Origin of the sequence: Marinobacter sp. C1S70 (genome assembly GCF_000475355.1) — a bacterium.
Classification (GTDB): Bacteria; Pseudomonadota; Gammaproteobacteria; order Pseudomonadales; family Oleiphilaceae; genus Marinobacter; species Marinobacter nauticus.
In genome coordinates this window covers 182,481-195,524 of sequence record NZ_AXBW01000073.1, presented here as the reverse complement: position 1 = coordinate 195,524, position 13,044 = coordinate 182,481, and the positions used below count along the sequence as shown (strand labels likewise).

Annotated in this window: 9 protein-coding genes; 3 read left to right on the top strand and 6 right to left on the bottom strand. The window is 59.8% G+C overall.

From position 1 onward, the window contains the following. Nucleotides 1-56: 56 nt before the first annotated feature. From Q669_RS16320 to senA, 3 genes are all read left to right on the top strand, one after another. On the top strand, nucleotides 57-1,232 hold the full coding sequence (locus tag Q669_RS16320; protein WP_022993105.1) for an efflux RND transporter periplasmic adaptor subunit: 1,176 nt from the start codon (nucleotides 57-59) through the stop codon (nucleotides 1,230-1,232). Next, entirely contained in the window at nucleotides 1,232-4,345 is a 3,114-nt protein-coding gene (locus tag Q669_RS16315) for an efflux RND transporter permease subunit (RefSeq protein WP_022993104.1), read from the top strand. The genes Q669_RS16320 and Q669_RS16315 overlap by 1 nt, the downstream gene beginning before the upstream one ends. 269 nt (nucleotides 4,346-4,614) lie before the next feature. Next, complete coding sequence (senA, locus tag Q669_RS16310) at nucleotides 4,615-5,946, top strand: selenoneine synthase SenA (RefSeq protein ID WP_052000833.1); 1,332 nt, start codon at nucleotides 4,615-4,617, stop codon at nucleotides 5,944-5,946. Here senA and Q669_RS16305 read toward each other — a convergent pair. From Q669_RS16305 to dusB, 6 genes are all read right to left on the bottom strand, one after another. Further along, nucleotides 5,916-7,487 carry a cation:proton antiporter family protein gene (locus Q669_RS16305; protein ID WP_022993102.1) on the bottom strand — a complete coding sequence of 524 codons (1,572 nt, stop codon included), beginning with the start codon at nucleotides 7,485-7,487 and terminating at the stop codon, nucleotides 5,916-5,918. The genes senA and Q669_RS16305 overlap by 31 nt on opposite strands. 78 nt (nucleotides 7,488-7,565) lie before the next feature. Continuing rightward, nucleotides 7,566-8,501: an alpha/beta fold hydrolase gene (locus Q669_RS16300; protein WP_022993101.1), complete on the bottom strand. Its 936-nt coding sequence runs from the start codon at nucleotides 8,499-8,501 to the stop codon at nucleotides 7,566-7,568. Between the two features lie 103 nt (nucleotides 8,502-8,604). Next, nucleotides 8,605-9,891, bottom strand: coding sequence for a phosphoribosylamine--glycine ligase (gene purD, locus Q669_RS16295; protein WP_022993100.1), 1,287 nt, complete (start codon nucleotides 9,889-9,891; stop codon nucleotides 8,605-8,607). A 22-nt stretch (nucleotides 9,892-9,913) separates the two neighbouring features. After that, nucleotides 9,914-11,494, bottom strand: a complete 1,581-nt coding sequence (gene purH, locus Q669_RS16290; RefSeq protein WP_014422717.1) for a bifunctional phosphoribosylaminoimidazolecarboxamide formyltransferase/IMP cyclohydrolase — start codon at nucleotides 11,492-11,494, stop codon at nucleotides 9,914-9,916. Nucleotides 11,495-11,598: 104 nt separating this feature from the next. Further along, entirely contained in the window at nucleotides 11,599-11,916 is a 318-nt protein-coding gene (fis, locus tag Q669_RS16285; RefSeq protein ID WP_011786861.1) for a DNA-binding transcriptional regulator Fis, read from the bottom strand. Beyond that, nucleotides 11,913-12,911 (bottom strand): tRNA dihydrouridine synthase DusB, encoded by a 999-nt coding sequence (gene dusB / locus Q669_RS16280; protein WP_011786860.1) that lies wholly within the window; start codon nucleotides 12,909-12,911, stop codon nucleotides 11,913-11,915. The genes fis and dusB overlap by 4 nt, the downstream gene beginning before the upstream one ends. Nucleotides 12,912-13,044 lie beyond the last annotated feature (133 nt).

Genomic DNA, 13,044 nt, shown 5'->3' with positions numbered 1-13,044 from the left:
GGACACATTTACATAATTGATGACACGATCTGTTTCGGTGTTCAGGAGAGCGCGCCATGCCCGTTGAAATGTCTCATCGCCCTAACGCCCGTAAGGGGCTGCTTTTTGCTGGTTTGTCGACACTGCTGATGCTAACGGGGTGCAGCGGTCAGGATGGTGAAGGCCAGCAGGCCGGCGCGGGCGGGATGCCTCCGGCGGCGGTTGTGGTGCAACAGGCGACGCTGGCCGATGTCACGGTGAGGCAGGATTACGCCGGCCGTGCCCGGGGTGCCCGGGAGGTGGAAGTCCGGGCTCGCATCAGCGGCATTCTGGAACAGCGGCTATACGAAGAAGGCCAGATGGTGCGGGAAGGTGATGCCTTGTTCCGCATAGATCGCAAGCCCGCAGCGGCGGCACTGCAGCGAGCCCGGGCCCAACGCCAGGTTGCCGAGGCGGATGTTCAGCAAGCGGAGCGGGAATGGAACCGTATTTCCTCCTTGTTTGAGCGTAACGCCGTCAGTGAACGAGATCGGGATTCAGCCCAGTCTGCATTGGAACTGGCCCGGGCCAACCTGGCGGTGGCCAATGCCGGCGTGGCCCAGGCTGAACTGGATCTCGGCTACACCGATGTCACGGCGCCAATCAGCGGCGTGACCAGTCTGGAGGATTTTCCGGAGGGTAGCCTGATCGATACCGGCACCTTGCTGACCACTATTGTTCAGCTCGATCCCGTTCACGTTCGCTTTGCGCTGCCGGAAAACGACGCCAACATTCGCCGTGCTGCCCGTGAGGGCATGGTAAGAACAGATCAGGAACAGAATGTCTCGGCGCGCCTGGTTCTGGCGGACGGCAGCGAATACGACCTGGATGGACGCATCGACTTTACCGCTTCAACCCTCGACCCCCGCACCGGCACGGTGTCCGCCCGAGCTGTGTTCCCGAATCCGGAGCAAGTGATTGTACCGGGACAGTTTGTCCGGGTGCGGGTGGAACTGCAGAGTTTTGACGATGTGATAACGGTGCCTGAGAGGGCGGTAACCCAGGGGCAGAATGGCCCTGTGGTCTATGTGGTTGATGACGACAGCAAAGCCCGGGTCCGGGAGGTGGAGCTTGGGCCGGTGAGTGATGGCCGGCAGATCCTCCTGAGCGGCCTGGATGAGGGTGATCGTTATATTGTCAGTGGCCTGGTGAACCTCCGAGATGGCGCCGCCGTTAACGTCACCAATCCGGATAGCCCGGAGGAGGCCAACTGATGCTGAGAACATTCATCGACCGGCCGATTTTCGCCTCGGTTATCTCGATCATCATTACCCTCGGTGGTGCGCTGGCCCTGCTGGGTTTGCCGGTAGAACAGTACCCCAACGTGGTGCCGCCTCAGGTGGTGGTGGACGGCCGCTTCCCGGGAGCCAGTGCCGATGTGATTTCCGATTCGGTGGTGGCACCGCTTGAGCAGGAAATCAACGGCGTGGACGACATGATCTACATGGAGTCCAGTGCGACCGACTCCGGCAGCTTTCGAGTGACGGTGTCGTTTGAAATCGGCACCGATCCGGACCAGGCTACGATCAACGTCAACAACCGTGTGCAGCAGGCTTTGGCCCGGTTGCCCCAGACCGTCCGGGACCAGGGTTTGAAGGTGGAATCCCGTTCCACCTCAATCCTGCAGGTGATTACCCTGTCCTCACCGGACAACTCCATGGACGTGGTGGAGATTTCCAACTACGCGCTGCTGAACGTGCTGGATGAGCTGGTACGCCTGCCCGGCATCGGGGACGCCTCTTTGTTTGGCGCCCAGGATTACTCCATGCGTATCTGGCTGCGCCCGGACAAACTGGCGCAGTTTGAGCTGACACCGGCGGATGTGGCTGGCGCCCTGCGGGCCCAGAATGCCCAGTTTGCCGCTGGCCGGATAGGGGCAGAGCCGGCGCCGGAAGGCCAGGCGTTCACCTTCAGCGTGTCCGCTCCGGGCCGGCTCACCAGCCCGGAAGAATTTGGCGAAGTGATTCTTCGCAGTGATGATCAGGGCGCGTCGTTACGTCTGAAAGACGTGGCACGGATAGAGCTGGGCGCCCAGAACTATGATTTCGCCGCCATCTACAACGGCGGAGCCACGGTGCCGATGGGTGTGTATCTGCAGCCGGGCGCCAATGCGCTGGATGCTGCGGAAGCGGTGAACGAAGCCATGAAGGAAATTGCCGACCGTTTCCCGGAAGGCCTCGAATACAATGTACCCTACGACACCACCCGCTTCATTGATATCTCCATTCAGGAGGTGATCTCGACTTTCATCGTTGCGGTTCTGCTGGTGGTTGTGGTGACTTTCCTGTTCCTGCAGCATTTCAATGCCACGCTGATTCCATTGATCGCGATTCCGGTATCCCTGGTGGGCACGTTTGCCGGCATGCAGGCCATGGGGTTCTCGGTCAACCTGCTGACCCTGTTTGGCTTGATACTGGCCATCGGTGTGGTGGTGGATAACGCCATCATCATCATGGAGAACGCAGAACGGCTGATCAAGGAAGAGGGCATGTCGCCCTACAATGCCGCCGTGACCACGGTCAGCCAGGTATCCGGAGCCGTGGTGGCGTCCACCCTGGTGCTGGTTGCGGTGTTTGCACCGGTTGCGTTCCTGGGTGGGCTCAGTGGTGAACTCTATCGGCAGTTTGCTATCACCATTGCCGTATCTGTGGTGATCTCCGGTGTCGTCGCCCTGACGCTGACGCCTGCCATGTGCGCCCTGTTGCTCGGCCATGAAGGCAAACAGCTCACCGTATTCCGCTGGTTCGATGCCGGTTTCGACAAGCTCACCAACGGTTTTTCGGCGGTTGTGGACTGGCTACTGCGCCACGCCGTGATCGGCGTACTGCTGTTCGCAGCCATGATCGGTGGCACCGTTTTCCTGCTCAACAAGATGCCGTCCGGGCTGGTCCCCCAGGAGGACCAGGGCTTTGTGCTGACGGCTTATTCATTGCCGGCCACCTCATCTCTCAGCCGCACCGAAGCCACCCGGGACGAGCTGGCGCAGAACATGCTGCAGCTGCCTGAGGTGAAAGACGTTGTCGCCTTTGCCGGTTTTGACATTATTTCCAGTGCCTTGCGCACCAACAGCGGTGTCGCGTTCGTAACGCTGGAGGACTGGGCTGAGCGGGAAGGCGAAGGCCAGGGCGCGGCCGATATTGCCAACAAGATTATGGGTATCGGGTTTGGTATGCCCGAAGCCTTTGTCATTGCCTTTACCCCGCCGCCGATCCAGGGGCTGTCGACCACCGGCGGTGTGGAAGGTTACATCCAGGCCCGTGGTGGCCGCACACCTTCCGAGATCAAGGCGATGGCGGACCGGTTCACCCAGGCCGCCAACCAGCGCCCGGAACTGACCAACGTCCGGGTGACCCTGGATACCGGTATTCCCCGCTATCAGGCGATTGTTGACCGGGAGAAGGCCCAGGCGGCAGGTGTGCCGGTGGATCAGATTTTCACCACCATGCAGAGCACGTTTGGCGGCCTGTATGTAAACGACTTTACCCTGCAGGGGCGAAACTGGCAGGTGACGCTGCAGTCTGAAGGCGAATTCCGAAGCCACCCGGATGACCTGCGCAAGGTGTTTGTGCGTTCCTCCTACGGGGAGATGATTCCCCTGAGCTCACTCGTGGAGCTGGAGCGGGTGAGCGGACCGGACATCCTGAACCGCTTTAACGTCTACCCCGCGGCCAAACTGCTTGCGGACCCGACGCCGGGCCACACCACGGGCGAAGCCCTGACTGCGCTGCAGGAAGTTGCCAATCAGCAGTTTGACCGAAACACGTTGCTGGGTTGGACCGGTGAAGCCTATCAGCTGCAGGACTCTGCGGACTCCGGCACCCTCGCCTTTGGCATGGGGCTGCTGCTGGTGTTTCTGATCCTCGCCGCCCAATACGAGCGCTGGGGTCTGCCGGTGGCAGTGGCTACCGCGGTGCCCTTCGGGGTATTCGGGGCGGCACTGGCCTCGCTGTTGCGTGGCTTCCCCAACGACATCTACTTCCAGGTAGGGTTGCTGGTGCTGATTGGCCTGGCGGCGAAAAACGCGATTCTGATCGTTGAGTTCGCCGCCCAGAACCGGCAAACGGGCATGAGCTCGTTCGAGGCGGCCAGCACTGCAGCCCGCCAGCGCTTCCGGGCGATCATGATGACCGCGCTGACGTTCATCGTGGGTTCCCTGCCGCTGGCATTCAGTACCGGCGCGGGTGCTGTGAGCCGGCAGGAAATCGGTACCGTGGTGGTTGGCGGCATGCTGGTGGCCAGTACCCTGGCCCTGTTCTTCGTGCCCTTGTTCTACAAGCTGATCGAAGACCTGGCGGACTGGCGGCGCAAACGCAAGAAGACCGCCTGAGGTGGCCTGATTTCCGTCGCCTATCGTGCTGATAGCGACCGAACCGCCGTGGGTTTCTGTCCTCGGCGGTTTTTTCTTTGGTACTCTTCACTGGAGTATGAAGCCGCGTCGGGAAGGCGTGTCCAAAAACCGCTCCTTGCGGCACATCCATGTGGCGCTTCTGCTCCGCCATCCATGGCTCCGCACATTTTTGGACACGCCTTCCCGACACGTCTTCCCATACCTTGGGAATAACACGAGAGAGCGTGGCACTAATGGCGGTTGACGACATGAAACCTCAGCTTCTGGCCGAACTTGAGCTGGCTCGCAGCCGGACCGAACAGCTGATTATTACCTTGCCTGAAGAGAAACTGGATGTTCCGTATCATCCGGGCGTGAACCCACCGCTCTGGGAAATGGGCCACGCCGCCTTCTTCTACGAAGTCTTTGTCTTCAACCTGCTGGACGGAACACCGAGCTACGATCCCTCCATGGATGACCTGTGGGATTCATTCCATGTCGATCACAAAGATCGCTGGAGTCGGGATCTGTTTCCGGGCAGGGAGGAAACTCTCAGGTATTTCAACACCATCTACGACCGGGTTGCCGAACGCATCAAGGGTGGGGAGCTGAGCGACCAGGAGCTGTATCTCTACCGCTACGCCATTTATCACCAGAACATGCACATCGAGTCGCTCATCTGGTGTCGGCAGACAGTCGGCTATCCGGCGCCTTTGGATTACAAAGGTGATCGGCCTGCTCTGGGCGAGTCGATCAGCGGTGATGCTCAGATCCCGGCCGGTCGCTGGGTTATTGGCATGCCCGGTGAGTCGCAACAGTACGCGACCGAAGACTTTGCCTTTGATGCCGAGAAGCCCCGTTTTGAGGTCGAGCTGCCGGCGTTTGCCATCAGTCGCACGCTGGTGAGCAACCGGGAATTCCAGGCGTTTGTAGACGATGATGGTTACAGGCGTCCCGAACTCTGGTCGTTCGGCGGCCGCAAGTGGCTGGAAACCGAGCAGGACGTCAGTCTGCTCCATGGGGTAAACGAGCCAATGATGCGGTTGCCCCGGCATCCGCTGTATTGGCGGTGGCATGACGAACAGTGGCAGGTACGGGTGTTCGACCGCTGGCTGCCGTTGCAGCCAGACGCTCCGGTTACCCATGTCAGCTACTGGGAGGCGGAAGCCTTCTGTACCTGGGCCGGGAGGCGGTTGCCGACCGAGTATGAATGGGAAGTGGCGGCGCTGGGCAATAAACCGGGTAGGCCTTTTCGGCGTTTTCCGTGGGGTAATGAGTCACCGGATGCTGTGCGGGCGGATATGAATGCCCGGACCATGGCTCGCAACCCGGTATCGGATTACCCGGCCGGCGATAGCCCGTTTGGCTGCCGGCAGATGGTTGGCTCGGTGTGGGAATGGACCAGCAACGAGTTCCTGCCCTATGACGGCTTCAAGGTAGATATGTACCCATTCATGTCGACCCTGCAGTTTGCCACGCACAAAGTCACCAAGGGCGGCAGCTGTGCCACCTCATCCAACCTGATCCGTGGCACCTACCGGCAGGCGTATCTGCCGTTTCGCAGTGATGTTTACACCGGGTTCCGCACCTGCGCCGCCTGAATTCCTGATTTGTCCATAAGGTGACTTGCCAGGGCCACGCCGGTCTCACTCATCGTGAGGTAGGCATCATTGGCGCCGGCTTCGCGAATTTTTACGGCTTCATCGGCATACATGGTGTGCGCCACGATATAGCCCTCGAAGCCGAGCTTGCGCAGCATCCGCGCGGCGATAAGCTTGCCTTCGATGTCACTCATTGCCAGTACCACCGAGTTGAGTTCCGGCATGTGCAGACCTTCCCAAAAGGTGGTGTCTTCGGCGTCTGCAAAGACGACATTGCGCCCATCTTTCTGGTGTTTCTCGGTTTTGGCAGGGTCTGAGTCGATCCCCATGATTCGCGTTTCATGGGGCGCAAGCCAATCGTAAGCCGCAGTGCCTGTTCGCCCCATGCCCATCACCAGAACCCGTGTAGTACCCAGCGAGATAGGTTGCTCATCAGGATGACGTTTCTGACTCTCGAAACGAACCAGCTTGTGGGCAACATGCTCGTAAATACTGTGGGAAAACCGGTTGAGCGGCGCCGAAAATACAAACGACAGGGAAACCGATATCGCCAGCGGAACCAGCCATTCTGGCAGGGCAACACTGGCGACAATGAGCCCGAATTCACTGTAGTTTGTGAGTGACAGCGAGGTGAGGAAGCTACTGCGAGCCCGCAGGCGGAAAGCCAGCAGCAGGAAGTAGAACAGGATGCCTTTGAGTGGCAAGAGCAAGGCTGCTACTGCCGCAAAGATCAGAACTTGCTGGTCTGGCAGGCCGTCAATGCCGATCTGCAGGAAAAAACCGACCAGGAAGATTTCTTTCACGCTCCAAAGGGACTTGGCCAGTTCCTGGGAACGGGGATGGTTGGCCAGCATGGCACCGAACACCAATGCACCCAATTCCGAACTCAGACCCACGGCCTCAAACCCAAGGCCACCAACCACCAGGGCCAGCAGAAGCCCGAGCAGTACCAGCAGTTCGTCGTGCCCGCTGGCATCCAGCAGCCTGTAGAGCAGCGGCCGGAGCAACGGAAGGCCGAAGACAATGACGGCCCATTCTGAGGGTGTTTTGCCGGCCGCGAGACTCATCACCACCAGTGCAATCAGATCCTGCATGATCAATATGCCAATAGCGACCCGGCCGTGGAAGGCTCTGAGTTCCCGTTTGCTTTCCAGTACCTTGGCGGCCAGTACGGTGCTGGAAAAGGACAGGGCGATCGCCAGCATCAGGGCCGTTGTCCAGTCCAGGTCAAAAAGCAGGTAGAGGCCGGGGGCAAACACCACACAGGTAATCGCAAAGTGGAGCAGACTGCCGCCGATGACTTCCGGGCTGACAATGGAGCGTAGCTTCAGCTTCAGGCCGACTGTAAACAAGAGCAGCAAAACGCCAAGATGAGCAATGTGGGCCAGTACATCGGTGGGCTCTGCAGTGATGCTGGTAGTTGCGCTGAGGCCGCTGAGCACAAAGCCGGCGGCCAGATAGCCCACCAGCGGAGGCAAACCGATTCCCTTGACGAGAAGGCCGATAACAAAGGCAAAACTTATCCAGATGGCTTCAGGCATGGGCGAATCTTCTGACGACGGAATCCAAAGCTCTGAAGCCTACCTTTTTTTCGGGCCTAGCTGTAGTGGCGATTGGTTTCAGGGCTGCCGGTCGGCAAGAAAGTCCCGGAACAGGGCTGCCGATTCCTCCGGCGCCTCCACCATCGGCGCGTGGCCGATATCATCGAGAATGGCCTTGCGCGCGTTCGGGATAGCCTCAACAAAGACATCGGCATTGCGATAGTCAATTACCCGGTCGAGTTTGCCCCAGACCACCAGAACCGGCGCCTGGATGTTGGTGATGGCGTTGCGGAAATCCGGCTCGAAGCCGGTGTCTCGGATGGCCCGGAAAATGACTTCGTTGACTTCCCGGTTGGCGATGGCCTTTTCTTCCATCACGTCAAAGATCGGCCAGGGCACGAAAGGGCGTTTTTCCAGAGCGAAGTCCAGCAGGCGGTCGAAATCGCCTTCCCGTTTCGGGATGAGCGGGTTGTCGCCATCCATGACCAGGTCCACCAGCTCACTTTCATATTCGAAGATACCGGCAGGGTCGAACAGTACGGCTGTGTGAACCTGTTCTGGATGGGTGGCAGCGTAGAGGGCAGTGATGGCACCGCCCATGGAGTTGCCCATCATGTGGAAGCGTTCCACCCCGAGTTCCTTCAGTATCTGGTGGACGTAATCTACCTGATCCTCAAAACGGTAGCCGATGTCCAGGGGTTTACTGCTGTCGCCATGGCCTGGCAGATCGAGGGCATAGATGTTGAACTCACCCTGGAACTCTTTGGCCAGACGGGTCCAGTTATCCTTGTTGGCGCCGAAGCCGTGGATCAGAACCAGAGTGTCGCCATCGACCGGTTCTTCACTGCGAAGATAGGCAATGTCCAGATCGCCAACGGTGACCTGTGCGGCCTTCAGGCCGGCGCTTGAGCGTTCCCAGTCTATGGCGTTTTCGTAGATGCTCTGGCGGGAGCAGGCGCTGACCAGCAGGGTAACGATCAGCAGCAGGAACAGCTTCAGGTGAGTACGGCGCACAGGGAACTCCTTTTCGTTATGACTATTATTGAATGCCAACACTAACCCATAAAAAAGCCCGGTCAATGACCGGGCTGACGCTGTTACTCGACGAGCCGGAGCCTCAGCTCTGCTCCCGGGCAATGGCCCGGTAGGCAATGTCGTTGCGGTAGAACATGCCGTTCCAGCTGATTTTCTTTGCCAGCTCATAGGCCCGTTGCTGGGCTTCGGTGACGGTGTTACCCAGAGCGGTAGCGCAGAGCACGCGGCCCCCGGCAGTGACTACGTCGTCGCCGTTGAGTTTGGTGCCGGCGTGGAAGACCTTCTCACCTTCTGTTTCACCGTCCGGCAGGCCGGAGATGACATCGCCCTTGTCGTAGCTGGCGGGATAGCCACCGGCAGCGAGTACGATGCCGACAGAGGCGCGTTCATCCCACTCGGAATCGCACGCGTCCAGCTTGCCATCCACGGCGGCCTGGCACAGTTCCACCAGGTCGGACTTCATGCGCAGCATGATCGGCTGGGTTTCCGGATCGCCAAAGCGGCAGTTGAACTCAATGACCTTGGGTGCACCGCTGGTATCGATCATCAGGCCGGCGTACAGGAAACCCTTGTACGGATGGCCTTCCGCCGCCATGCCGTTGACCGTGGGGTAGATCACCTCGTCCATGATCCGCTGGTGCACATCGGCAGTGACCACCGGGGCGGGAGAATAAGCTCCCATGCCACCGGTGTTGGGGCCGGTGTCGCCGTCGCCTACGCGCTTGTGGTCCTGGGACGTGGCCATGGCCAGTACGTTCTTGCCGTCGACCATCACGATGAAGGAGGCTTCTTCGCCGTCCAGAAACTCTTCCACCACCACGCGGCTGCCGGCATCGCCAAAGGCGTTGCCTGCGAGCATGTCGCGGATGGCATCTTCGGCTTCTGCCAGGGTCATGGCGACGATTACACCTTTGCCGGCGGCCAGGCCGTCGGCTTTGACCACGATGGGTGCGCCTTTTTCACGCACGTAGGCGAGGGCCTCGTCGACATCGGTGAAATTGGCGTAGTCGGCGGTGGGAATCTTCTGGCGGGCCAGGAAGTCCTTGGTGAAGGCCTTGGAGCCTTCCAGCTGGGCGGCGCCAGCGCTGGGACCGAAGATGCGCAGGCCGCGGGCTTCAAATTTGTCCACCACGCCGGCCACCAGCGGGGCTTCCGGGCCAACGATGGTCAGGCCGACGTTGTTCTGCTCGGCGAAGTTGGCCAGGCCGTCCAGGTCCATCACGTCCAGGTCGACGTTTTCCAGATTCGGTTCCCGGGCGGTGCCGGCGTTACCCGGTGCGACAAACACTTTATCCGCATGCGGTGACTGGGCGGCTTTCCACGCCAGGGCGTGCTCACGTCCGCCACTGCCAATAACCAGAATGTTCATGTGTTACTCCTGAGTTCTTCGATCAGTGACGGAAATGGCGCATGCCGGTGAAGACCATGGCAATGCCATGCTCGTTGGCGGCATCGATCACTTCCTGGTCGCGCATGGAGCCGCCCGGCTGGATCACGGCAGTGATGCCGGCTTCCGCAGCCGCATCAATGCCATCCCGGAACGGGAAGAACGCATCTGAGGCCATCACGGAGCCCTTCACTTCCAGGTTTTCATCGGCGGCTTTGATGCCGGCAATTTTCGCGCTGTAAACACGGCTCATCTGACCTGCGCCCACACCGATGGTGCGGCCGGCTTTGGCATAGACGATAGCGTTGGATTTCACGTACTTGGCCACTTCCCAGGCGAACAGCAGGTCGTTGAGTTCCTGTTCGGTGGGCTGGCGCTCGGTGACCACTTTCACGTCTTCCATGGCCACCATGCCCAGGTCACGATCCTGCACCAGCAGGCCGCCGGTCACTCGCTTGTAGTCCATGGTCTGGGCGCGTTCACCGTCGAATTCGCCGCAGGCCAGCAGGCGTACGTTCTTCTTGGCGGCAACAATCTCGACCGCTTCCGGCGCAACGCTCGGGGCGATAATCACTTCCACGAACTGGCGATCCACAATGGCTTTGGCGGTCGCCGCATCCAGTTCACGGTTGAAGGCGATGATGCCGCCAAAGGCCGACGTCGGGTCGGTGGCAAAGGCCAGGTCGTAGGCCTGCAGTATGTCGGCACCGATGGCCACGCCACAGGGATTGGCGTGCTTGACGATGACGCAGGCCGGGTCGGCGAAGGGTTTGACGCACTCCAGCGCCGCATCGGTGTCGGCTACGTTGTTGTAGCTCAGTTCCTTGCCCTGAAGCTGTTTGGCGGTGGCGACACAGGCTTCCTTCGGGTGGCGCTCGGCGTAGAAGGCAGCGCGCTGATGCGGGTTTTCCCCATAGCGCATATCCTGAACTTTCACGAACTGGGCATTGAAGGTGCGGGGGAAGTCGGCGTTGTCGTTATCCGGGGTGCGCCCGCCCAGATAGTTGGCAATAGCACCGTCGTAGCCGGCGGTGTGCTCGAAGGCCTTCACGGCCAGGTCGAAGCGGGTGCTGTAGGTCAGCTCGCCGTCGTTGTCCGCCAGTTCTTTCAGAACGCGGTTGTAGTCGGAGGCGTTCACGACAATGGCAACATCGTTGTGGTTCTTGGCGGCGGCACGAACCATGGTGGGGCCGCCAATGTCGATGTTTTCAATGGCGGTGGCCAGGTCGCAGTCCGGGTTGGCCACGGTGTCCTCGAACGGATACAGGTTCACCACCACCATGTCGATGGGATTGATTCCGTGCTCAGCCATGATGGCATCGTCGGTGCCACGCCGGCCCAGAATGCCGCCGTGGATTTTCGGGTGCAGGGTTTTGACCCGGCCATCCATCATTTCCGGGAAACCGGTGTAATCGGACACTTCGGTGACCGGTACGTTGTTTTCCTTGAGCAGGCGGAAGGTTCCGCCGGTGGAGAGCAGCTCGACGCCGCGTTCGGTGAGGGCACGGCCGAAATCGACGATGCCGGTTTTATCACTCACGCTGATCAGGGCGCGACGGACGGGGGTGTTTGCCTGGTTTGCCATGGGTCACTTTCTTCGCTGGTCAGATAAGCCGGATTGTAAGCCTGGGTGCAAATAACAAGGGCCTCGCGAACGCATCCGGGAGGCCCTTGTGGGGTCAGGTCTGATTATAGCAGACCGTATTGCTTGAGTTTCTTGCGCAGGGTGCCGCGATTCAGCCCGAGCATGGTGGAGGCCTTGGTCTGGTTGTTGCGGGTGTATTTCATCACCTGCTCCAGCAGCGGGGCTTCCACTTCTGACAGTACCAGTTGGTACACGTCGGTAACCGGCGCGCCATCGAGTTGCTCAAAGTAGTTCTTCAGGGCAACTTCTACGCTGTCACGCAGGGTGACGCTGTTGCCGCTGTGGTTTACCGTGTGCAACTGATGCAGATCATCGTTGGCCGGGGTGCTTAGGGATTGATTTGCCAAAGTCTCAGCGGTCATGCTGCGAATACCTCTCCATTTCGTAAGCCTGCAAAATACTGTGCGATGCTGTCTTTCTGCTCCAGCGCATCATCGATGGCGTTGAAGCGTTGTCGGAACTGTTTGCTGTCATCATGGGACTGCAGATACCAGCCCACGTGTTTTCTGGCGATACGCACGCCCATCAATTCGCCGTAGAAACGGTGCAGTTCTTCCAGGTGCCCGGCCAGAATGCGCTCTACTTCATCCATGGGCGGTTGGGGCAGGTGTTCTCCGGTTTCCAGATAATGAAGAATCTCCCGGAAAATCCAGGGCCGGCCCTGGGCACCCCGGCCAATCAGCAAGCCGTCGGCACCGGTATGGCTGAGTACCTGCCGGGCCTTCTCCGGCGTGGTAATGTCGCCGTTGGCGAACACCGGTATGCCAACGCTGGCCTTGACCTCTGCGATGGTGTCGTACTCCGCGTCGCCGTTGTATTTGTCTGCGCGGGTACGGCCGTGTACGGCCAGAGCCTGAATGCCGGCATCTTCCGCCATCCTGGCGATGACCGGAGCATTGCGGTTGTCTCTGTCCCAGCCGGTTCGCATTTTCAGGGTCACCGGCACATCCACCGCCTTCACCACGGCTTCCAGAATTTCCCGCACCAGCTTCTCGTCTTTCATCAGGGCCGAACCGGCGGCCTTGTTGCAGACTTTCTTGGCCGGACACCCCATGTTGATGTCGATGATCTGAGCACCGAATTCAGCGTTTTGCCGGGCTGCATCGGCCAGCATCTCGGGGTCGCCGCCGGCGATCTGGACCGATCTGGGTTCCGGTTCGCCTTCGTGATTCAGGCGAGTCCGGGATTTACGCGTATGCCAGAGCTTGCTGTCCGCTATGACCATTTCCGATACCGCCAGCCCGGCCCCCATTCGTCGGCATAAAAGCCGGAAAGGGCGATCGGTTACACCGGCCATGGGTGCAACAATCAGCGGGTTGGGCAGGGTGTACGGCCCGATTTTTGCCGTTGGCAGCATGATCTGAGTCCGTGTCACAGCGGGTTAAGCAAAATTCGGCTGGAGCGGTTGTTCAATTTCTGACCGCTCCGGTCTCCGAAGGGCGGTAATGATACCGCCGGGGGCAAGCTGATTGAAGGGGCGAAAGCGTTAA